This is a genomic window from Marinobacter sp. OP 3.4 (assembly GCF_036224885.1).
GTDB lineage: Bacteria > Pseudomonadota > Gammaproteobacteria > Pseudomonadales > Oleiphilaceae > Marinobacter.
In genome coordinates, this window is record NZ_JAVVLT010000008.1 from 1 (window position 1) to 20,614 (window position 20,614).

The window sequence follows — 20,614 nt, forward strand, 5'->3', positions numbered from 1 at the left end:
GCAAGTACGTCCATGTAGGGCTCGACGAGCGCCGTCCATGGCGCTCGACGGTCCGGAAAAAGAATCCCCACCCGTTCGCTTCCGACCCTTGAGTTAGCCTGCATTCAAGATGCCTCGTTAAATGATCGCTTTTTTATTTGCCGATAACGGACGCTTTATCGGTACCGAGGGCCTCCAGACACTTAGCCTCCGCCTCATTCAGCTCATCCTGCATTAACCGGATATCGTGCAACTGGGCTTCAAGCTGTTCACGTCGTTTCTGAATTTTATCGAGTAATGCATTGATCTGATGTCGGTTGTCGGAGTCCGGGTCATACATTTCAATGAGCTCCCGGGATTCGGACAGGCTGAAGCCCAGACGCTTGCCCCGGAGGATCAGTTTGAGTTTGACCCGGTCGGCGTCGTTGTAGAGGCGGGTCTGTCCGTCCCGTAGCGGCGCGAGCATGCCGGATTCTTCATAGTAGCGAATGGTGCGGGTGGTGACGTCGAATTCCCGGGCCAGGTCGCTGATGGTGTACTGGGATCTTGAGGCCATGGTTTCGTTTCTTGTAGACGTTTACGTTAACGTAAAGCAGAAGTGGCTCATCTGCAAGCACCGAAAGGGGAATCGGGTTACTTCATGACGTCGGTCAGTCTGTCCTGTAGTGAGCGCCAGTGGCTGAGCTGTTCGGCGGTGCCGGAGCGTTTGGTGCGGCTGCCGCTGATGCGCCACAGGCCTTCGCCGTTGAAGCTGTAGACGGGTTCCAGGTCGTCGCGCCGGGAGGCGGGTCTGATCTGGTTGATCAGGTTGTCCAGTACCAGCGGGTCGGCCCCTGGGGTGGGGTACCAGGCGAGGACCATGTGGGCCTGGTTGAGTTCCAGGGCTTTTACGTAGACGATCCGCAGCTGCTCGTCGGGGATCCCCAGGGCCCGCAGGGTCAGGTATTTGGCGATGGAGAAGTCTTCGCAGTCGGCGCCGTTGGTGGCCAGCAACTCCACTGGCGTCGCCCAGTAGTCTTCCTGGTTCCAGTGCTTCAGGTCGCTGACAAAGGGGGTACGGTTAAAGAAGGAGTTGACCAGTTGTACCTGCCGGCGGGGTGGGGCGGACTCGGCAATGTCGTGCAGGCGCTCCCAGTCCTCCAGCCTTTCACGGGCTTCCGTGCCGTATTCCTGTTGAATGTACCGGAGCAGTTCGGGGCCCAGCTCGAAAGCGGTGACGAAAGCGGAGAACACAACGGCCAGCAGCAGGGAACTGCGTCTGGGCGTCGACCGCTTTTGTCCCATGAAGCTACCTCATTGCTATTGGTCCCTGAGCCGTTGACGCAATTCTTCCAGCCGCTGGCGTATCTGTCTGCGTCGCTCGTCGGTGGCCTCGGGTGTGGATGGTGCCCGGGACTGGCTGGTGGCCGGACTGGCCCCGTTCCCCTGGGCCGGGTCCGGTTGGACGCCATTGTCGATGGCTGCCAGCTCCACCCCCCGGGAATCGTCCGTTTCCGGGAAGTACAGGTTTTCCAGTTTGCCGCCGCGCTCAATGATGATGCGGTTGGCGTGAACCGAGCGCAACGTGGCATTTCCCGGAAGTTCATCACCAATGATATAGACCTCAGTGCGGTTTCTGTCATCCTCGATCAGCGCACTACCGGGTTGTTCCTCGGTACCGGCAAGCACGCCCCGCAGGAACAGGCGAAGGTTGGTTTCCGGGAGGTCTTCGGTGTCCTGGTCGGCCGTAGCGCCCTCGGCAGCGGCCTGGCCGAACATTTCGACGTTCTGGAGTTGCACCTGGGGCTGTTGCCGGGCAGGGCGGGTCACCTCAGCGGCGGTCTGGGCCGTCGACGGGTCCTGTTGGGTCTGTTCCTGTGCCCAGAACCGGTATCCCTGCCATCCCAGCGTGCCAACCATGGCCACGGAGAGCAGCGATGCGGTTATCAGGGGCAGTCTGGCAGTTAAAGCAGACATGTCTATCCTTATCGTTGCTTGGCTGGAAGCGTCTGACGAGTCTTCTCGGCTGGTCGGCAGTGCCGCACAAGCCGGTGACCTCCATCAAAAAAACGCCGCCGTTCTTCCTTAAAAAGACGCCCATCACAATGTAACAGGTTAGCGGTCATTATAGTGTATTGAGTTATTCAGCGGGTGCTTAAACCTGTGGTAGCCTTCACAGCTACAGGGAATAATAATAGGAATGGCTGTCACCTGACCGGGGGCTGACCCCAGGCGTCCATTCGTACAGACACACGGGGATGATCTTGACTACTGAAACGCAAATCCAGCCGCAGGATGCTCCGCTGGGCCGCCTTCCTTTCACGTTTGCCAAGCGCAACGGGGTAATCCTGACCCGCAACGATTCCGGCGATACGGTGATCCTGGTGCGCCCCGGTGCCCCTCACAGCGCCCTGGCCGAAGCCAACCGGATCAGTGGAGGGCGTGCGCGGTTCGAATCCATTGACCCCGACCATTTCGATGCGGCCCTCAATAGCGCCTACCAGAACGATTCCGCCGAGGCCATGCAGATGGTGGAGGGGATTGGCGACGACATGGACCTGGCGTCCCTGGCCGACTCGGTACCGGAGACGGAGGATCTGCTGGAGCAGGAGGACGACGCGCCGATTATCCGCCTGATCAACGCCATCCTCACCGAAGCGGTAAAGTCCGGTGCCTCGGATGTTCATATTGAAACCTATGAGAAGCGGCTGGTGGTCCGGTTCCGGGTGGACGGGGTGCTGCGGGAAGTGGTGCAGCCCAAGCGGGCGCTGGCGCCCCTGCTGGTGTCCCGTATCAAGGTAATGGCCAAGATGGATATCGCCGAGAAGCGGATTCCCCAGGACGGCCGTATCGCCCTGCGGGTGGCCGGTCGCGAGGTGGATATCCGGGTGTCCACCATGCCGTCCGCCAGTGGCGAGCGGGTGGTGCTGCGTCTGCTGGACAAGAACGCCGGCAACATCAAGCTGGAATCCCTGGGCATGAAGGGCCGCGACCTGGAATCCCTGCGCAAGATGGTCAAGCGACCCTACGGCATCCTGCTGGTGACCGGTCCCACCGGTTCCGGTAAGTCCACCACGCTCTACGCCGGCCTGCAGGAGATCAACGACCGCAGCCGCAATATCCTGACGGTGGAAGACCCCATCGAATACAACCTGCCGGGCATTGGCCAGACCCAAGTCAACACCAAGGTGGACATGACCTTCGCCCGGGGGCTGCGGGCCATCCTGCGTCAGGACCCGGATGTGGTGATGATCGGTGAGATCCGGGACCTGGAAACGGCGGAAATCGCCATCCAGGCCAGTCTTACCGGTCACCTGGTACTGTCGACCCTGCACACCAACACCGCGGTGGGTGCCATTACCCGGATGATGGACATGGGCATCGAGCCCTTCCTGATCTCCTCCAGTCTGGTGGGACTGGTGGCCCAGCGGCTGGTGCGGGTGCTGTGTCAGGAATGCAAGGAGTCCTACGTACCCTCGGCTGAACAGTGCGATTTCATCCAGGCCGATCCGGCCAATCCGCCCACCATCTATAAGTCAAAGGGTTGCGAACACTGCAACAACCTCGGCTACAAGGGCCGTATCGGTATCTATGAGGTGGTGGAGATCACCGATGCCATGAGCTCGATGATCCACAAGCGCGCCGGTGAACTGGACCTGGAGAAGGTGGCCCGTGAGTCCGGGCCCAGCATCCATGCGGACGGGGTCGACAAGATCCTCAGTGGCATAACCACGGTGGAAGAAGTCCTCCGTGTAACCCACCGGAGCCGCTGATGCCAGCCTACGATTACAAGGCGCTGGACAAGCGCGGCAAGCAGGCCAGTGGGGTTATCGAGGCGGACAGTGCCCGCGCGGTTCGCCAGCAGTTGCGGGAAAAGGGCATGGCGCCCCTGGCGGTGGAACAGGCTACGGAAAAGCAGGGCAAGAGCGCGTCCTTCAGCCGCCGGGGCAGCCTCAGTGCGTCCGACCTGGCGCTGGTGACTCGGCAGCTGTCCACCCTGATCCAGTCCGGCATTCCCATCGAACAGGCCCTGTCGGCGGCGGCACAGCAGTCCGAGAAGCCGGCCATGAAGAGCATGCTGATTGCCATTCGGGCCAAGGTCATGGAAGGCTATACCCTGGCGGACAGTCTGGGCGAGTTCCCCCGGGCCTTTCCCCGCCTGTATCGCTCCACCGTGGCGGCGGGGGAGCACGCCGGCCACCTGGACCTGGTCCTGAACCGGCTGGCCGATTACACCGAGGCCCGACAGGAGGCTCGCCAGAAGATCCAGCTGGCAGCCATTTATCCGATCATCCTGACCGTGGTGGCCATCGCCATCGTGGTATTCCTGCTGACCTACGTGGTGCCCGACATCATCGAGGTTTTCGTCAAGCAGGGGCAGGACCTGCCAACATTGACCCAGGCCATGCTCAATGTGTCGGACTTCCTGTCCAGCTATGGCATCTGGCTGCTGCTGGCCATGATTATCGGGGGCGTGGCGTTCAGTATTTCCCTGCGCACGGAAGGTAACCGGCGCCGTTTCCACAAATCGCTGCTGGAAATTCCCCTGGCCAAGGGCATGGTTCGGGGCATCAACACCGCCCGCTACGCCAGCACCCTCAGTATCCTGACCACCAGCGGCGTTCCCCTGGTGGAGGCCATGCGCATTGCCGGCGAGGTATTGGGTAACGATCACCTGCGGGCCAAGCTCCGGGACGCCGCACAAAAGGTCTCTGAAGGGGGCAGCCTCCACAAGGCGCTGGAACAGACCGGCTATTTTCCGCCCATGATGCTGCACATGATCGCCAGCGGCGAAGCCAGTGGCGAGCTGGATAGCATGCTGGAGCGTACCGCGCGGATGCAGGAAAACACCCTCCAGTCGAAGATCGCGGCCATGGTGGGCCTGTTCGAGCCACTCATGCTGCTGGTGATGGGCGTGGTGGTACTCATCATTGTGCTGGCCATCATGTTACCAATCCTGAACATGAGTAACCTTGTGGGGTGAACCATCCGCCGGATCGTTTGCCTAAGGTCGAATAACAATAATCGATTCCAATCAAGCCAAGTCGAACCCTGAAACAGGAAAGAGAGCAATGACGATGAAACAACGGAACCAGCGAGGGTTCACCCTCATCGAGATCATGGTGGTCATGGTCATCCTTGGCCTTCTGGTCGCGGTGGTTGCACCCAATATCATGGGTCGCAGTGACCAGGCGAAGGTCACCATCGCCAAGACCCAGATGAGCAATATTGCCAACGCGCTGGATCTCTACCGTCTCGATAACAGCCATTACCCGAGCACCCAGCAGGGGCTCGAGGCGCTGGTCAGCCGTCCCAGCGGCTCACCAGAACCCAGTAACTGGAACCCGGACGGCTATCTCAAGAGTGTTCCGGAAGATCCCTGGGGCAACCAGTACCAGTACATGAGCCCGGGTGCGGAAGGCGCCTACGACCTCTACTCCTATGGAGCCGATGGCCAGGAAGGCGGTGATGGTGACGCAGCGGACATCAGTGTCCACGATCTGGACTCGTAAAGGCCGCCTGTTGAGCTATCGCGAATCCCGCCAGTCCGGCTTCACCATGATCGAAATCCTGGTGGTGCTGGTATTGGTGGGACTGCTGGCCTCCCTGGCTATTGTCAATCTCGGCGGTGGCCGGGAACAGCGGGAGATGACCAGCAAGATCCGTGAACTCTACGTGCTCATGCAGACCGCCTCGGAGCAGGCCATTCTCAATAACGAGGAGTTGGGGCTGGTCATCGACGAAGAAGGGTACCGGTTCGTGGTGTTTGACGAGCTGGAGCGGGAATGGGCGAGCGAAAGTGCCCGCTTGTTCCAGGGCAGGGGGTTTCCGGAATGGATGAGTGTCACCCTGTTCACCGAGGGTGATATTCCCCGCCTGGCCAGTGGCGAGGACGACGAGGAGGACGAAGAGAACCAGCTTCGCCCGGATATTGTCTTCTATTCCAGCGGCGAAACCACCCCATTCGAACTGGAGTTCCTGGCAACCATGTCACCGGATCAGATCTACCGTCTGGAATCCGACGGCCTGAACGAGATTGAAATGAAAACCCCAGGCGACGACGGGGATGACTTCTGATGCGACAACGTGGTTTTACCCTGATTGAAGTGTTGGTGGCACTGCTGGTGTTTGGCCTGATAGCAACGGCCGCCTCGGAGGTGGGCAGCCAGTATATTGGCAGCTATGAGCGGGTACGGGACCTGACCCTGGCTTCCTGGCTGGCCGGTAACCGGATGAATGAGATCCGGCTGCAGGAAGAGTTCCCCTCTGTGTCGGAGAACAGCGAGGAAGTGGAGTATGCCGGTCGCCGCTGGCGGGTGGTCACCGTGGTGTCGGACACCGACGAACCCACGATGCGTCGGGTCGAAGTGAATATCGAGGCCTACCGGGACCGGGGCGACCCCGCCCAGATCCAGAGCCTGTCCGGGTTCATCCGGGATTCGGAGCAGACATTGTGATTCGATCCCGGCTCGCGATGACAGCCAGAACCCTGCCCGGGAACGCGGGCCAACAGCGCGGCTTCACGCTGATGGAAGTGCTGATTGCCGTGTCCATTACCGCCGTGATCGGGCTTGGGGTGTGGCAGGTAATGTCCAGCGTAGTCACTTCCCGTGATCGCGTGGACGCGGTATCAGAGGAGTTCAAAGGCCTCCAGAAGACGTTCCTGCTGCTGGAGAGGGATCTGCGACAGGTGGTCAGTCGTCCGATTCGCAATATCTATGGTGACTACGAGCCGGCGATCACCTCCCAGGGGGAGGAGTTCGAGTTACGGGTGACGCATCAGGGGTGGCGTAACCCCCTGGGCAAGCAACGCAGCGAACTTCAGCGCAGCGCCTGGGAGTTCACCGGGGATGAGGTTCGCCGCCGTTACTGGGTGATGCTGGACCAGCCCCAGGAAGAGGAAAGCCAGGATCAGTTGCTGCTGTCCGATGTCACCGCATTCAACGTCCGCTTCATGGACGAGAACCGCGACTGGCAGGATGCCTGGCCGCCGCCCAACCAGGGCATTCCCAGCGGCCCCGGCGCTCCCATCATCCCCCTGCCCATGGCGGTGGAGGTAACCATTGAGCATGACCGCTTCGGCGAGCTGTCACGACTGTTCCTGATGCCCGATTTTGATGTTACCCAGGTCCAGACCAGCATCACCCAGGGCAACCAGCAGGGTGACGGGGAAGGGGACGAAGATAGCGACGAAAACGGCGAGAATAGCGAGAACGGAGGCAACGGGCAGACGGGGGGTGGCACTTGACCTCGCTTCCCCTTATTCAGCGACCTTCCATCCGTCAGCGGCAGCAGGGTATGGCGTTGATCATGGTTCTGCTGGCCATGGCCCTGGTGGTCATGATGGCGGCGGGCATGGTCCAGCAGCAGAGTGTGAGAGTGTTCCGCGCCGGCCACTTCCTGGCCCAGAGTCAGGGCTATAATGTGGCCCTGGGGGCCGAGGCCTTCGCCAAACAGATCCTGTTCCAGGACCTGGAGACCGACCGTGAGAACAATGAACAGGTCGACAGTACCGATGAGCTGTGGTGGAAACACTCAGCCGTGCTCCCCCTGGACGATGGCGGTGTGGCCGAGGTGCAGATCGACGACCTGTCCGGACGGATCAACCTGAACAACCTGGTGAGCCCCACCGGCGCCATTGACCAGACCACCCGGGAACGATTGATGCGCCTGCTGATGGTGCTGGGTATTACCGATGTCCACGTGGATGCCATTGTGGACTGGGTCGATCCGGATGAGGAACCCATATCGGCCTATGGCGCCGAGGATGGCCAGTACCTGATGAAGGATCCGCCATACAGGGCCGGAAACCAGCCGTTTGCCAGCGTTACCGAGTTACGGCTGATCGAAGGGATGACCGAGGAGATCTACCAGGCACTACGCCCACATGTTGCGGCACTTCCCGTTTCCGGCACCGGAATCAATGTTAACATGGCGTCAAAAGAGGTTATTCGCTCCTTCCACCAACAGATTACCGACGCCCAGGCCGAGGCGGTTATCGAGCGTCGGGAGGAAGAGCGATTCCTGACCACGGGCGACTTTACCGCGCTGCCGGAATTCGCCGGGCTGGGTCTGAAACCCCAGGGGCTAAAGGTGACTTCGGAGTTTTTCGACGTTGTATCCCGGATCACGTGGGATGAACGCGTGGTCAATCTGGTCAGTACGGTCTATCGCACCCGGGACGGGGAGTTTTCGGTGGTCCGCCGCGACACCGGGCAAAAGCACAGAATCACCAAGGAGCCCTACGGGGTGACTGAGGAATAGAACAAGGACGCACGCTATGTCATATCACCTCTACGCCAGGCCAGTGCCTTACGCCGCGGATAACCCGGCGGCGGAGCCCCGCTTCGACTGGGTGCTGCTGGACGCCAGTGGCGACCTGCAGAGCACTGGAGCGGGGGAACCCCGGGAGGCCATCGAGGATACCCTGAGCCAGAACTCCCTGGACGGAGTGCGCCTGATCGGACTGATCCCCGGGGACGAAGCCCTGTTCTGCTTTGCCGACATTCCCGCCAAACAGGCGCGGTTTATCCGTCAGGCGCTACCGTTCGCGGTGGAGGAACAGCTCGCCCAGGATGTGGATTCGGTGCACCTGGCCCTCGGTGGCCAGGACGAAGCCGGGGAGGGCTACCGGGTCGCTGCCATCGACCACCAGCGCATGGGCCTGTGGCTGAACGCCTTCCTCGACTGGGAAGGCGTGGAACTGGAAGCCATCTACCCGGATGCGGCACTGGTGCCACTGAAGGAGAACGACTGGGCCGTCTGTCTTGGGGAGGAACTGGTGCTGGTGGCTTCCCGCCGTGGTGAATGGATGACCATGCGGGCCGAGAACCTGTCCGTCTTTGCCCAGACCCTGGCCATTCCCAAGGAAGATGAGGTGGCCGCCGAGGTGCAGGTGGTGGTCTATGGCACTGATGACGCCTTCGCCGCCAACGAGGAACTGGTGTCGACCCTGGTCGGAACGCCCCGGCTGAGCGTGCACCGGGAGCCCATGGACGGCGCCATCATCGAGCTGCTCGCCAGTGCTCATTACCACCACGCGGCGGAGCCCATTAATCTGTGCCAGGGGCAATACGCCCCCGACAGCGGTGAGGGTGGTGCGTTACGGCCCTGGAAACCGGCCATCGCCATCGCCGCCACCTGGTTTGTGTTGCTGCTCGGCGGTCAGCTTGCCATGGGCTACTACTACAACCAGCAGGCCACCTCCGTGGAGGAACAGGCCATGGCCATCTACCACGAGGCGTTTCCGGACGACCGTCGTGCCACCCCCCGTAATGTCCGCCGCATGGTGGAGGCGCAGATGCGGGTGGCCGGGGAGCGGGGGGGGGATGCCGGCTTCCTGCCGCTGATGAAACATACCGGCCAGCAATACCGGCAACTGGCGGGCAACCAGACCATCGAGTTCAACTCCGTCAACTACACCAGCTCCCGTGGCCAGCTGGTGGTGGACGTCCGTGCCGACAGTTATGAAAAACTCAACGCACTGCGCTCCAGCATCGCGGATCAGGGCCTGGAAGCCAGCGTTGGTTCGGTGGTCAACGATTCCGAGGGCACCCGTGCCCGTCTGACGGTCTCAGGAGGTTAACCGTGCTCAGCAAACTCATGGAAAGTCCGTCGGTCAAGCGGCTGGTCACTCGCTACGACCATCTTCCACGGCGTGACCAGCAGGCCCTCAAGCTGATGACCCTCGCCATCGTGCTGGCACTGGTCTATTTCGCCATCTGGCGCCCCATCGACCAATACCACGATCAGGCGCTTTCGGCCCGGCAGAACGCCGAAGAGCTGTTGGCCTGGATGCATGAAAACCGCACCACCCTCCGGGAACTGTCCGGAAACACCGGCAACGCCACCAGTAGCGCGCAAAAGCCGGCGGATGGCCGTGAACTGATGGCGACAGTGACCTCCACCGCCCGGGAGGCCGGGCTGGATCTGCAACGGTTCGAACCCAGCGGTGACGACGCCATCCGGGTCTGGCTGGAAGACGTGCCCTTTACCCAGGTGGCAGCCTGGCTTGAGGGCCTGAGCAGCAATCACGGCATCCTCATCGACCAGGCGGCCATGGATCGCCGGGACACTCCGGGCGTCGTGTCCGTTCGTCTCACACTGGCAATCTGAATGAATATGGGACAAAGTATCCGCAACGGCTGACCCTTGCGACCTCCAACGGAACCACGGTAATGGCAGAAGGCATGACAGCGACCGATAACGATAAAAACCCTGTTCGCGAACCTTCCCTCGTCCGACTGGACGACAGTGCCTATAACGAAGCAAAGTCCATACTGTTTCAGGCCTATCGGCACGAGCCCACCTTCCAATACCTGTTCGACCACCGCAAGCCCGGGTACGAGAAGCGGGTCCGTGCCACCATCCGCGAACTGCTGAACCTGCATTTCGAGACGAACCAGGAAGCTATTGGTGTCATGGCGGACAACACGCTGGTGGCGGTTGCGTTTATTGGCGAGCCGGAACTGCGGATTAACCTGGCCGAACAGTTGAGCTGGCGTCTGCGGATGGTATTGACCGCGGGTTTTGCGTCCACACGTCGGTATCTGGACTATCACGAAAAGATCCGTAGCATGCTGCCGGAGGGCGATACCTTCCAGTTGCCCTTGATGGGCGTCCACCCGAAATATCAGAATCGCGGTTTCGGTCGCATGCTGCTGGCTGCCGTCGAAAGACTGTGTGCACAGAATCCGCGGGGCAACGGCCTGGTGCTGGATACCGGCAACAGCCGTTACCTGCCATTCTACGAATCGGAAGGCTTTCGCAGCCTTGGCACCATCCGGCTGGGGGACTACGAGGATTTTGTACTGTTCAGGGATGCAGACGCTCCGCCGATGGCTAGTGTCCCGTCTGGGTAATTCGTTAACCTACTGAGCCACTGAATAATATCCAGAAAAACTTGAACAGGAGTCAATGTGTCCGAATCCCGGGATTTTGATCTGATTGTCATTGGTGCCGGTTCCGGCGGCGTACGCCTGGCCCGCATGTCGGCGCAGAAGGGCGCCAGGGTCGCCATTGTTGAGTCCCGCTATCTGGGGGGGACTTGCGTCAATGTGGGGTGTGTTCCCAAGAAGCTGTTTGTCTACGGGGCCCATGTGCGGGAAGACCTTGAAGACGCCGCCGGCTATGGCTGGCAGGTTCCCGGTGACGGGGTGCGGTTCGACTGGCCGACCCTGGTGGCCAACAAGAATGCGGAGATCGAGCGTCTGAACGGCATCTACCAGCAGCTTCTGGAGGGGGCCGGTGTCACCATTATCCAGGGGACCGCCACCCTGAGGGACGGCCATACCGTGGCCATCGGAGAGCGGGAGCTGAGCGCGGACCACATCACGGTGGCCACCGGAAGCTGGCCCGCCACCCCCGATATACCAGGCCGGGAACTGATCCTGTCATCCAATGAGATGTTCTACCTGCCGCAGTTGCCCCGGGAGGCCGTGGTCTGGGGCGGTGGCTATATCGCCGTGGAATTTGCCGGCATTCTGGCGGGCCTGGGCGTGGAAACCACCCTGGTATACCGGGGCGAGCTTTTCTTGCGGGGCTTCGATGACGATATCCGCCAGTTCATGGTGGGTGAGCTGGAGAAGAAAGGTATCCGGCTGCGCTTCAACACGACCATCAATGCCGTGGAAGAGTCGGGGACCGGCTATGCGGTCAGCCTGTCCGACGGCAGCGTGATGCAGACCGGGCTGGTACTGGCGGCTACCGGTCGCCGTGCCCTGACGGATGGCCTTGGGCTGGAAGCCCTCGGGGTCGAGTTCACGGCCTCTGGCCATGTCCAGGTGGATGAAACCTTCCACACCGCCGCTCCGTCCATCAGCGCCCTGGGTGACGTCATCGGCACGCCTCAACTGACACCGGTCGCCCTGGCCCAGGGCATGGTCCTGTCGCGCCGGCTGTTTGGGGATGGTGAGGGGGAAATGGACTACCGCAATATTCCCACCGCCGTGTTCTGCCAGCCCGCCATTGGCACTGTGGGGCTGACCGAGGCGGAAGCGAGAGAGGCAGGCCACAAGGTGGTCATCTACCGGTCCGAGTTCCGTCCCATGAAGCATACCCTTAGCGGTCGTGATGAGCGCAGCCTGATGAAACTGGTGGTGGATGGCGACACGGACCGGGTGCTGGGTGCCCATATGGTGGGACCGGAGGCCGGGGAGATCATCCAGGGCATGGGTGTCGCCCTGAAGTGTGGTGCCACCAAGGCGGACTTCGACAGCACCCTGGGCATCCATCCCACCTCCGCGGAGGAGTTCGTCACCATGCGGACCCCGGTCGCCTGAACCGGGGACGTTGTCGCGCCCTGCATTGACCTACAATGGCACCCAACGGCTGAGCACGGTCCGCAGATCATGTTTGCGGACCGGTTTGGCCAGGTAGTCATTCATTCCCGCTTCCCGGCAGGCGTTCTCGGTACCGGGCAGCGCATCGGCGGTCAGGGCGATGATTGGGGTCTGGCGGCGGCTTTCACGGCTTTCCCAGTCGCGTATCGCCTGGGTCGCGGTGAAACCATCCATCACCGGCATGTGGCAATCCATCAGTATCACGGTGTATCGGCCTTCCTGATCGGTTACCGACTGCACCGCTTCGTGGCCATTGCTCACGGCTTCGGCCTCGAATCCGAGCCGGTCCAGGAGTGTTCTGGCGACCCTTTGGTTGACGGGGTTGTCCTCCACCACCAGGGCCCGGGGGGCAGGGCGGGATTTGCGTTCCTCCGCTGAGCGGGGGGCAGGATCCGCTTCCGCCAGTGTGTCCTCCGGCTGGACGGGGAAGGCAGGAGGAAGTTCGAACGGCACTTCGAAACGGAAGTTGGAACCTTCACCTTTGTGACTGCTCAGGCCGACGTGCCCACCCATCAGCTCCACCAGTTTCTGGACCAGTGACAGTCCGATGCCAGTGCCCCCTGCATGCCGGGAGATCGACGAGTCCACCTGCTCAAAGCTGTTGAACACCATGGCCAGGTGCTCGGCGGGAATGCCATCGCCACTGTCCTGGACCTCGCAGGAGACAAACACACAGTCATCCGCCTCCTGGTGCCAGTCCAGTGTCACCAGTACCTGACCATCAGTGGAGAACTTGATGGCGTTATCCAGCAGGCTGGCCAGTACCTGGCGGTAACGGACAGCATCGCCGGCGACCTCCGGGGACTCCGGCCAGGGACCGGTCATCCGGAACGCCAGTGACAACCCCCGTTGCTCGGCGGTATGACGGAAACTCGCCAGGCAGTTCTCGGCCAGCTCCCGGAGATTGAACGGCCGGTTCTCCAGTAGCAGTTTACCCTGGTCCAGCCGGGACACATCGAGGATGTCATTAATCAGTGTCAGCAGATCCTCCGTCGACCGCCGGGCGGTCTGCAGGTAGTCTGCCTGGCGTTCGGATAGTGATTCCTCGGATACCAGGTCCACCATGGCAAGCACCCCGTTGAGGGGCGTGCGCAGTTCATGGCTCATGACTGCCAGGAACTCGGACTTGGCCTGGCTCGCGGCTTCAGCCTTCTCCCGGGCGCCTTCGGACAGGGCCAGGGTCTGGTCGCGGGATTCCTGAAGGTGTTCGAGATTGCGGGCGAGCTGGTTCAGGTTTTCTTCCAGCTCGGCAATCTCCGCCACCTTGGCGCGAACGGGACGGGTTTCCCGGTATTCGCGCTGTGTCATGTTGAGCACTCGCTCCGCCAGGGCCCTTATCGGGTCCAGCAGGGTAGCCGACATGCGGTTTACCAGCAGCAGGGTGAACACCAGCAGGGAGATTCCCACCACACCTGACGTCAGCAGGATATCGGTTCGACGTTCCGCCAGTTGCTGTTCGCTGACCGCCACCTCCACGGCACCGACCCGCACGGCGCCGCCTGACAGACGGAAGTCGGGTTCAAACCACTCGGCACTGCTATCGCCACCGAGATCCACGGGGTGCTGGAGAATATCGGCGCTGAAACGACGAATCCCGGGCTGTTCCAGGTCTTCCCCGGGCCACTGTTCAATGTCGCCGCCGCCCACGAACCCCAGTTCCGTTCCCACCACATCGGTCACCCGGATCCATTCCAGGCTGGTCCCGCTGATGGATTCCTCAAGGATCCTGTCGAGCACGTCCCGGTTACCGGATACCACCGCATATTCCAGTGCCGGCGCCATGTTATCCACCAGTTTCTGGGTGGAATCGAACAGGTCCTGGCGAGCGTCGGAGAGCCGGGCGTTGGTGAAGAACACCATCAGTCCGACAAACATCAGGATGGCGGGAATGGCGCCCAACAGTAACAGTTGGGTGCCCAGGCTGCGTTTCGTGGAGGACTCTTTCATGGTGCCTCCTCCGGCGACGATGTCTGTTCAAGCATCCGTTCAACGTCTTCAATGATGCGCTGACGATCCGGCAAGGGAATATTCAGCGAACGGGCCACCTGTCGATTGATTTCAATACTGAATGTCTCTGGATAGGCGGGGGAGGGCAGCGATCCTGTTCGCTGCCACTCACGGATGTAATCGGCGGCGGCCCCGGTATAATCGGACAGCGGCACATAGGATGAGGCCAGGACACCAGCCCTGACAAAAGCATGGCCAGGACCGATGACGAGGCGGTTACGGCGATAGGTCGTCAGCAGTATGTGCTTGATGGTACGGGCGTTATAGATGGCCTCATCCGGCGTGGCCAGGAGAAAGTCGCCAAAGCTCAGGGCCCGGTTAAGGGCCGGTATCAGGGCATCTTCGCCACTGACCATGAACACCCGGGCTTCAAGGCCGTAATCGGCCAGTTGCTCGATCAGCCTATCGTACCGGTTGGCCTCTTCCCGACGGGCCAGCAGTGCCATGCGTGACGCCTGGGGCAGGATAACCTTGCCGATCAGTGCCTGGCGCAGCAACGGAGGGTCGTAATAGATGGCCGAGAAGGATGCCGGCAGGTCCGACGACACGTCGTCGAGGAACGACTTCCCTACAAGCAATGCCAGTATGGGCCGGCGGGTGTCCTGTTCCAGAACCTGGTTCAGGGCTTCCTGGCCAAGGGTGACAACAGGACCCGGCGGGCCCTGGAAATTCCCCATGGAACCGAACGACCGGATGTCGGTGTCTTCTCCCAACTGATCCTGAAGGAGTTCCGTGAACCGAAGGTTGAACGTCGGATTTGCGGATCCCTGGATGTAAACGACGTCGGCGTGTACTGACAGGCAGAAAAACAGCAACAGGGCAAGGAGAACACCTTTCGGCAACCGATGCCGGTGTGGCCCGTGGCCTGTTCGTCTGAAACGGGAGAAACTACTGCTCATACCCACCCTGGTTATCGTCAGTTACCTGCCAGACAGGCGGTGTCAGAAATGCACACCCGCTTCCAGGAAAAACTGATTGCGATCCCTGTAATTGTTGTCGCGGCTCAAGACGGGATTGTCGTTGAGATAATGATGCATAATCAAAGCGACATCGTAACTAAGGTTAGCTCCGTGGACGGTTTTTGCCAGCCGGAAATCCGCCCGCTGATAGGAGCCGGAACGGAACTCGTCGGCCACATACCACGCCACGGCCGTGTTCCAGTCTCCGGGATAACGCTGGATCCAGGACAGGCTGCCGGAGTGGCGGACGGATAAACGGCCTTCCAGGGCTACGATGTCCTGCTGCTCATCCACTGGAATCCCGTCATTGGCGGTATACTCACTGTCTTGGTCGAGATAGCCATAACTCAGGCGCAGGCGGGTGTTGCCAAGATCCAGGGCGGTTTCCAGCTCGATACCCTGCTGGTCGATGGCCACCCGGTTCCCCAGGTCGAAATCCTCTACATTGATAACCCCGGCCACCAGGTCCCTCAGTTCGTCATAGAAATAGCGCACCTCGGTGGAGAGGATGCCCTGGCCCAGGCGGAACTGGCCATAGTAGCTGATCTCCCGGCTGGTAATCCGTTCCTCCTCAAGGTCTCCACCTGCCTGGGCGTAGAAATCCGAGAAGTCCACCGGAGACTGCGCGTCAAATTCGGCATCTATCCGCTCACCGTCCAACCAGGCATAGGCCGCCGGACTGACGTCCTGAGGGGTATAGGCCCAGTCGGCACGTTGTTCCAGGGCGTCAGGCGTACGTACCGCCCGAGAATAGACCAGGCGCACGGTCTGGTTTTCCGTGAGGTGGAAATTCGCCGCCAGCCTGGGTGACAGGAAGTTGTCATCCAGCAGCGAGGTGTGCTCCCAGTTCGCCCCCGCGTTAAGGGTGAGCCAGTGGATGGGGGTGTACTCCAGGTTGGCGAAGAGCCGGGACTGGTAGATGCTGCCGCCGCCGTCGAAATAGGTCTCGGATTCGTAACCGTCGTCCCGGTAGCCAAGACCACTCACCAGGCGCAGGTCCGGGTTCATGGACCAGGTATCCTGCAACTCGAACTCCAGCCGCTGCTGCTGGAGATTCTCGTTGAACCGGGCGCAGACCGGTGGCTGCCCCGCCACGACTGGTACGCAACTGATCCAGTTCTTGTGCCGGTCATAATTCTGAAAACTGGTCTGGAACTCCACCAAGTGGTTATCGAAACCGGTATAGTCGTAGCTCGCCTGCAGGTAGTAGTCCCGGACATCCTCGTCGGGATCGGGTTCATCCTGGACAAAAATATCCTCCCCCATCTTCAGGGGATCATCCTGATCGACACCATCGGTGACTCCCGCTCGCAATTCCAGGGAATGGCCGGGAGATGGATGGATGATGCCGTCGTAGTAGAACTGGTTGAGCTCGAAACCATCCCGGATGGGCACCTCCCGGAAGTTGTTGGTGCTATCAATCTGGTAGTCGAAACCATCCGATTCCCGCCGCTGCCAGGTAACCCGCCAGCTGTAGTCGTCGTTATTACGACCGTGGTAAGCGGTGTAGTTCCTTATACCCAGGTCGCCACCCTGGGCGTGAAAGGCAGTGCCCGCCGTGTTTTCCGGAGACAGGGTGATGATATTGATGGATGCCAGGAAGGCGTTGTTGCCATAGGCTGCGGAGTTCGGGCCACGGCTGACCTCGATACGGTCGATCAGCTCCATGGGCACCGGCATGGCGTTCCAGTCCACATCCGCCAGGCTGGGCTGGTAGGCGGTGCGGCCGTCTACTAACACCTGCAAGCGTCGCTGTTCATAGGCGACCGTGCCGTGGTAGCTGACGACGGGCTGGTTGCTGCCGACCGCCGCCACGGTCATCCCCGGTACCAGGCGGAAAACATCCGCCAGCGCCGTGAACCCCAGGTCGCGTATGGTTTCGCCGGAAATAACCGTGGTGGTGCCGGGAACCCGGGCCTTCGGCTGCCTCAGTCTGGCGGTGGTGAGCACCTCGGGTACGCTGTGGCTTTCTTCGCCGGTGACTCCGGTATCACCTCCAAGGCCCAGCCAGGGAGCCGGTACGGACGTATCATCGGCGCGGGCAACAGGTGGCAGGGAGAAAACCACCATCATGGTCGCTATAACGGATACTTCTAAACCACGTATTGTTGTCATGTTGCCAGGGGCCTTCCCGTGTCGGACTGGAGCGAAGGGCAGGGCAGCCGGTGTCCGCACGCAGGACGTTTATCCACGATATTGTTTTCAGATTAGTCCAGGAATTGGCATCATAACGAATATGGATGCCATTGACACGCACGGAACGTCGCACACCAATCGGCGACTCTGCGATAACCAGCGGCAGTTTTCAAGATCGGCTGACATACGCTCTGCTAAAGTTATCAATGTTTTACAATGCAGGTCCTTGGGCCTGAAGCAGGAGACACCTGATACATGAATTGTTGGGAAATACTCGGTATCGAACCAACCCGGGACAGCACCCGGATTCGCGATGCCTATGAGCGGCAGAGCAAATTCGCCGAAGGTGACGAAGCCCAACGGCTTCGCCAGGCCTACCAACAGGCCATGGGGGAGGCCGGGGAGGCCAGGCACACCGAGGCGCCGGAACCGGCCCGTGAGCCGTCGGAAACAGCGTCCCCCCGCCGCGAAGAGTCGTCAGCCAACCCCTCCTCCTGGCAGGCGGAAGCCCATCGGGGGCCTCTTTCCGCAACCGACAGACAGGTTGTTAGGGAGGTGGTGATCCAGGTGAATGCCATGCTCAATGACAGTGGCCGACTGAACGATGTGGCCATCTGGCGAGCCATACTGACCGAGCCCCCTGCGGACCAGGACGCGATCCGCACGGCCATTGGCGAGGAACTTGAGCCCCGGTTACGCCCCCTGGCCGAAGAGGCCAGGCTGGCAGCCCCCGTGGCCCGCTTCCTCGGTGACTGGTTTGGCTGGTACGGCATGACCGATGCCTTGGAGCGTGAAGCCCAGGAGGATGAACTGACCCTGGACGATGCCGGCCGCTATCAGGGCATGAATTTCCCGGAATCCGATGACGCGAAAGGCGAGGGTGGAGAACACCAGCGTCCCCAGATGACCAACTTCTGGCCGGCGGTGATCGGCTGGATCGTAGGCATCGTCATCCTGACCAGCCTCTTTGGTGCCCTGACCGGCGGAGGCGGCTGATTCCTCCGCTACGTTTCCTTTGTCGCATCTATCAGGCGCCGGTAACGCTGGGCCAGCATGGCCCCGACGATCACCTGGATCTGGTTGTAGCACATGATCGGCAGCACTATCATGCCAAACCCCGGGTGGCCGGAGAACAGTACCTTGGCCATGGGCAGGCCCGATGCCAGGCTCTTCTTCGACCCACAGAACACCACGGCGGCCTCGTCCTCCAGGCTGAAGCCGAATCGCCGGACCAGCAGGTGGGCCACCAGCATGAAGAAGGCCAGCAGGGCAAAGCACAGCACGATGGTCAACACGATGGCGTTCAACGGTAGTTGTTCCCAGAGGCCACTGACCACCGAGTGGGAAAACGCGGTATAGACGATCAGCCAGATCACACACTGATCGTAACGGGATGCCAGGTTCTCGTGGCGCGCCAGGAAACCGCCCAACCAGGGCCGCAGGGCATGTCCCACCGCAAACGGCAGCAGTAGCTGCAGCACAATATCCTTCAGCGCTTCCAATACCGAGAAGTCGCCACTGCCAGAGGTGCTGACCAGTAATATCAGCAGGAACGGCGTGAGCATCATGCCAAAGACGTTGGAGGCGGCGGCACTGCATATGGCCGCGGGCACGTTGCCCCGCGCCATGGCGGTATAGGCAATAGACGACGATACCGCCGAGGGCAATACCCCCAGGTAGAGGAACCCCAGGCCCAGATCCGCCGGCATCCATTGGGGCGCAATGCTGCTCAGCCCGTTAATGGGCAGCACCACCAGGGGGAAGAACACGAAGGTGAGGGCGGTGATTACGATATGAAGCCGCCAGTGGGTGGCTCCGTCCACGATCTGCTGACCGGAGAGGGCCGCACCGTGCAGGAAGAACAACAGCCCCACCGCAATGGTGCCCACCACGGACAGGACCTCCGCCAGATCACCACGAACCGGCAGGAAGCTCGCCAGAACAATGGCGCCCAGCAACAGCAGGGTGAACGGGTCAAGCCTCAACTTCATTGGGTATCCCTCCCTTCAAGGGCCGCCAGGCTGGGAGCAAGCAGCGCCCTGGCCAGGGTCACCGCCCGCTCGGGGTTCTGTTGGCGGATGGCCGCCAGTAGCAGTTCGTGGTCTTCCTGGGAGGGCTCCGGAAGGTCGGCATCCTGTTCCGTGCGTTCAATGGTTTCGGCCACCGACTGGGCAAAATAGCGATACATCTCCAGCAGGGCAGGGTTGTGGGCCGCCTCCACCACCGCGTGGTGGAACCTCTCGTCATGACTGACACGTTCGGCCAGATTGCTCCCGGCCCGGGCCCGCTGGTCCAGGGCGTCGGTCATTCGTTGCAGGTCCCCGGCGGTGCGCCTGCCGGCGGCAAGACCAGCCGCTTCTGCCTCCAGCATGATGCGGACTTCCAGTTGATCCCGGAGCCGGGACCGGGCCACCCGTCGTAGGGCCTCGCCGGGATCCCTGACAGCCCGCACATAGGTGCCATCCCCCTGGCGGGTTTCCAGCATGCCCACATGCACCAGGACCCGCACCGCTTCACGGACCGTATTCCGGCTCACGCCCAGGGCCTCCGACAGTGAAGCTTCCACGGGCAATCGCTCGCCGACCCGCCAGTGCTCTTGCTGTATTGCATCCCGGAGACTGTCGATAGCGGTATCCACCAGGGAGCCGCGCCGGATACGGGTGAGTTCTGCCATGGAATTAACATCCTTTGATTGGTTATCCAATCATCCTATGTTTGGATGTTTCGTGCAAGAGAAACCCAGCCCCTTGCGGGTCCGGTCCGGCGGATAAACGACTACACTGGAAAGAGAACAACACCATCCATAGCAGCAAGATGAGAGGACTCCATGGAACAAGGCATCCATACCCTGTCCGAACTGTTCAAGCAGCTTGGTCTGCCGGACGACAGCGACTCAATCGAGGCATTTATTGCCACTCATCGCCCCGTTCCGGACAACATCCGACTTGCGGATGCCGGTTTCTGGAATGAAGGCCAGCGGCGCTTCCTGACCGAGGAACTGGAGGAGGATGCCGACTGGGCGGAGCTGGTGGATACCCTGAATAACCGGCTTCGGTGACCGGGGCCGGCCCAGGCCGACCCAGGAGTCTGCGCGGCAGAAAGTCGCACCGCTGCGACCACCCCACTTTGGTCCCTTTTGAGCGCTCATTTTCGTTACATAGAACCACTATGCGCCTCAAATGACCGTCAAAATGGCCTCAAAGTGGGACGCTC

Annotated in this window: 21 protein-coding genes; 13 read left to right on the top strand and 8 right to left on the bottom strand. The window is 61.0% G+C overall.

The features are described from left to right. Positions 1 to 133: 133 nt before the first annotated feature. The 3 genes from RO069_RS01095 to RO069_RS01105 all read right to left on the bottom strand — a co-directional run bounded on the left by RO069_RS01095 (position 134) and on the right by RO069_RS01105 (position 1,935). On the bottom strand, positions 134 to 535 hold the full coding sequence (locus RO069_RS01095; RefSeq protein WP_328184723.1) for a MerR family transcriptional regulator: 402 nt from the start codon (positions 533 to 535) through the stop codon (positions 134 to 136). 77 nt (positions 536 to 612) lie between these two features. After that, positions 613 to 1,263, bottom strand: coding sequence for a transglutaminase-like cysteine peptidase (locus RO069_RS01100; RefSeq protein ID WP_328184724.1), 651 nt, complete (start codon positions 1,261 to 1,263; stop codon positions 613 to 615). 15 nt (positions 1,264 to 1,278) lie between these two features. After that, on the bottom strand, positions 1,279 to 1,935 hold the full coding sequence (locus RO069_RS01105; protein WP_328184726.1) for a type II secretion system protein N: 657 nt from the start codon (positions 1,933 to 1,935) through the stop codon (positions 1,279 to 1,281). A 281-nt stretch (positions 1,936 to 2,216) separates the two neighbouring features. Between RO069_RS01105 and gspE the strand changes: the two genes are divergently transcribed. From gspE to gorA, 11 genes are all read left to right on the top strand, one after another. Then, the gene (gspE, locus tag RO069_RS01110; RefSeq protein ID WP_328184728.1) at positions 2,217 to 3,731 is read left to right on the top strand and encodes a type II secretion system ATPase GspE; all 1,515 of its coding nucleotides are present in this window, start codon (positions 2,217 to 2,219) and stop codon (positions 3,729 to 3,731) included. Further along, entirely contained in the window at positions 3,731 to 4,942 is a 1,212-nt protein-coding gene (gene gspF, locus RO069_RS01115) for a type II secretion system inner membrane protein GspF (RefSeq protein WP_328184729.1), read from the top strand. The genes gspE and gspF overlap by 1 nt, the downstream gene beginning before the upstream one ends. Positions 4,943 to 5,036: 94 nt before the next feature. Further along, positions 5,037 to 5,471 (top strand): type II secretion system major pseudopilin GspG, encoded by a 435-nt coding sequence (gspG, locus tag RO069_RS01120; RefSeq protein ID WP_328184759.1) that lies wholly within the window; start codon positions 5,037 to 5,039, stop codon positions 5,469 to 5,471. Between the two features lie 10 nt (positions 5,472 to 5,481). Further along, positions 5,482 to 6,036, top strand: coding sequence for a type II secretion system minor pseudopilin GspH (gspH, locus tag RO069_RS01125; RefSeq protein WP_328184730.1), 555 nt, complete (start codon positions 5,482 to 5,484; stop codon positions 6,034 to 6,036). Continuing rightward, positions 6,036 to 6,416 carry a type II secretion system minor pseudopilin GspI gene (gspI, locus tag RO069_RS01130; protein WP_328184732.1) on the top strand — a complete coding sequence of 127 codons (381 nt, stop codon included), beginning with the start codon at positions 6,036 to 6,038 and terminating at the stop codon, positions 6,414 to 6,416. The genes gspH and gspI overlap by 1 nt, the downstream gene beginning before the upstream one ends. A 17-nt stretch (positions 6,417 to 6,433) precedes the next feature. Continuing rightward, positions 6,434 to 7,207, top strand: coding sequence for a type II secretion system minor pseudopilin GspJ (gene gspJ, locus RO069_RS01135; RefSeq protein WP_328184734.1), 774 nt, complete (start codon positions 6,434 to 6,436; stop codon positions 7,205 to 7,207). Between the two features lie 50 nt (positions 7,208 to 7,257). Next, a complete protein-coding gene (gspK, locus tag RO069_RS01140) occupies positions 7,258 to 8,223 on the top strand; it encodes a type II secretion system minor pseudopilin GspK (protein ID WP_328184736.1) in 966 nt (321 codons plus the stop codon). 16 nt (positions 8,224 to 8,239) lie between these two features. Continuing rightward, the gene (gene gspL, locus RO069_RS01145) at positions 8,240 to 9,544 is read left to right on the top strand and encodes a type II secretion system protein GspL (RefSeq protein WP_328184738.1); all 1,305 of its coding nucleotides are present in this window, start codon (positions 8,240 to 8,242) and stop codon (positions 9,542 to 9,544) included. Positions 9,545 to 9,546: 2 nt separating this feature from the next. Continuing rightward, complete coding sequence (locus RO069_RS01150; RefSeq protein ID WP_328184740.1) at positions 9,547 to 10,074, top strand: type II secretion system protein M; 528 nt, start codon at positions 9,547 to 9,549, stop codon at positions 10,072 to 10,074. Positions 10,075 to 10,148: 74 nt separating this feature from the next. Further along, positions 10,149 to 10,820 (top strand): GNAT family N-acetyltransferase, encoded by a 672-nt coding sequence (locus RO069_RS01155; RefSeq protein ID WP_328184741.1) that lies wholly within the window; start codon positions 10,149 to 10,151, stop codon positions 10,818 to 10,820. A gap of 57 nt (positions 10,821 to 10,877) precedes the next feature. Next, complete coding sequence (gene gorA, locus RO069_RS01160) at positions 10,878 to 12,239, top strand: glutathione-disulfide reductase (protein WP_328184742.1); 1,362 nt, start codon at positions 10,878 to 10,880, stop codon at positions 12,237 to 12,239. 30 nt (positions 12,240 to 12,269) lie between these two features. Here gorA and RO069_RS01165 read toward each other — a convergent pair whose 3' ends face one another. The 3 genes from RO069_RS01165 to RO069_RS01175 all read right to left on the bottom strand — a co-directional run bounded on the left by RO069_RS01165 (position 12,270) and on the right by RO069_RS01175 (position 17,380). Continuing rightward, entirely contained in the window at positions 12,270 to 14,246 is a 1,977-nt protein-coding gene (locus RO069_RS01165; RefSeq protein ID WP_328184745.1) for a hybrid sensor histidine kinase/response regulator, read from the bottom strand. Beyond that, complete coding sequence (locus RO069_RS01170) at positions 14,243 to 15,019, bottom strand: ABC transporter substrate-binding protein (RefSeq protein WP_328184747.1); 777 nt, start codon at positions 15,017 to 15,019, stop codon at positions 14,243 to 14,245. The genes RO069_RS01165 and RO069_RS01170 overlap by 4 nt, the downstream gene beginning before the upstream one ends. Positions 15,020 to 15,247: 228 nt before the next feature. Beyond that, a complete protein-coding gene (locus RO069_RS01175) occupies positions 15,248 to 17,380 on the bottom strand; it encodes a TonB-dependent receptor plug domain-containing protein (RefSeq protein ID WP_328184749.1) in 2,133 nt (710 codons plus the stop codon). A gap of 276 nt (positions 17,381 to 17,656) precedes the next feature. Here RO069_RS01175 and RO069_RS01180 point away from each other — a divergent pair, with 276 nt between their 5' ends. Beyond that, entirely contained in the window at positions 17,657 to 18,397 is a 741-nt protein-coding gene (locus RO069_RS01180) for a J domain-containing protein (RefSeq protein WP_328184751.1), read from the top strand. 8 nt (positions 18,398 to 18,405) lie between these two features. Here RO069_RS01180 and RO069_RS01185 read toward each other — a convergent pair whose 3' ends face one another. After that, positions 18,406 to 19,392, bottom strand: a complete 987-nt coding sequence (locus RO069_RS01185) for a bile acid:sodium symporter family protein (protein WP_328184753.1) — start codon at positions 19,390 to 19,392, stop codon at positions 18,406 to 18,408. Next, entirely contained in the window at positions 19,389 to 20,075 is a 687-nt protein-coding gene (locus tag RO069_RS01190) for a FadR/GntR family transcriptional regulator (RefSeq protein ID WP_328184755.1), read from the bottom strand. The genes RO069_RS01185 and RO069_RS01190 overlap by 4 nt, the downstream gene beginning before the upstream one ends. A gap of 153 nt (positions 20,076 to 20,228) precedes the next feature. Here RO069_RS01190 and RO069_RS01195 point away from each other — a divergent pair, with 153 nt between their 5' ends. Continuing rightward, on the top strand, positions 20,229 to 20,459 hold the full coding sequence (locus tag RO069_RS01195) for a DUF2789 domain-containing protein (protein ID WP_328184757.1): 231 nt from the start codon (positions 20,229 to 20,231) through the stop codon (positions 20,457 to 20,459). Positions 20,460 to 20,614: the final 155 nt, after the last annotated feature.

Coding starts and splice junctions, on each gene's coding strand:
- RO069_RS01095 (WP_328184723.1), bottom strand. CDS start 535: ATGGCCTCAAGATCCCAGTACACCATCAGCGACCTGGCCCGGGAATTC.
- RO069_RS01100 (WP_328184724.1), bottom strand. CDS start 1,263: ATGGGACAAAAGCGGTCGACGCCCAGACGCAGTTCCCTGCTGCTGGCC.
- RO069_RS01105 (WP_328184726.1), bottom strand. CDS start 1,935: ATGTCTGCTTTAACTGCCAGACTGCCCCTGATAACCGCATCGCTGCTC.
- gspE (WP_328184728.1), top strand. CDS start 2,217: ATGATCTTGACTACTGAAACGCAAATCCAGCCGCAGGATGCTCCGCTG.
- gspF (WP_328184729.1), top strand. CDS start 3,731: ATGCCAGCCTACGATTACAAGGCGCTGGACAAGCGCGGCAAGCAGGCC.
- gspG (WP_328184759.1), top strand. CDS start 5,037: ATGAAACAACGGAACCAGCGAGGGTTCACCCTCATCGAGATCATGGTG.
- gspI (WP_328184732.1), top strand. CDS start 6,036: ATGCGACAACGTGGTTTTACCCTGATTGAAGTGTTGGTGGCACTGCTG.
- gspJ (WP_328184734.1), top strand. CDS start 6,434: ATGACAGCCAGAACCCTGCCCGGGAACGCGGGCCAACAGCGCGGCTTC.
- gspK (WP_328184736.1), top strand. CDS start 7,258: ATGGCGTTGATCATGGTTCTGCTGGCCATGGCCCTGGTGGTCATGATG.
- gspL (WP_328184738.1), top strand. CDS start 8,240: ATGTCATATCACCTCTACGCCAGGCCAGTGCCTTACGCCGCGGATAAC.
- RO069_RS01155 (WP_328184741.1), top strand. CDS start 10,149: ATGACAGCGACCGATAACGATAAAAACCCTGTTCGCGAACCTTCCCTC.
- RO069_RS01165 (WP_328184745.1), bottom strand. CDS start 14,246: ATGAAAGAGTCCTCCACGAAACGCAGCCTGGGCACCCAACTGTTACTG.
- RO069_RS01175 (WP_328184749.1), bottom strand. CDS start 17,380: ATGACAACAATACGTGGTTTAGAAGTATCCGTTATAGCGACCATGATG.
- RO069_RS01180 (WP_328184751.1), top strand. CDS start 17,657: ATGAATTGTTGGGAAATACTCGGTATCGAACCAACCCGGGACAGCACC.
- RO069_RS01185 (WP_328184753.1), bottom strand. CDS start 19,392: ATGAAGTTGAGGCTTGACCCGTTCACCCTGCTGTTGCTGGGCGCCATT.
- RO069_RS01190 (WP_328184755.1), bottom strand. CDS start 20,075: ATGGCAGAACTCACCCGTATCCGGCGCGGCTCCCTGGTGGATACCGCT.
- RO069_RS01195 (WP_328184757.1), top strand. CDS start 20,229: ATGGAACAAGGCATCCATACCCTGTCCGAACTGTTCAAGCAGCTTGGT.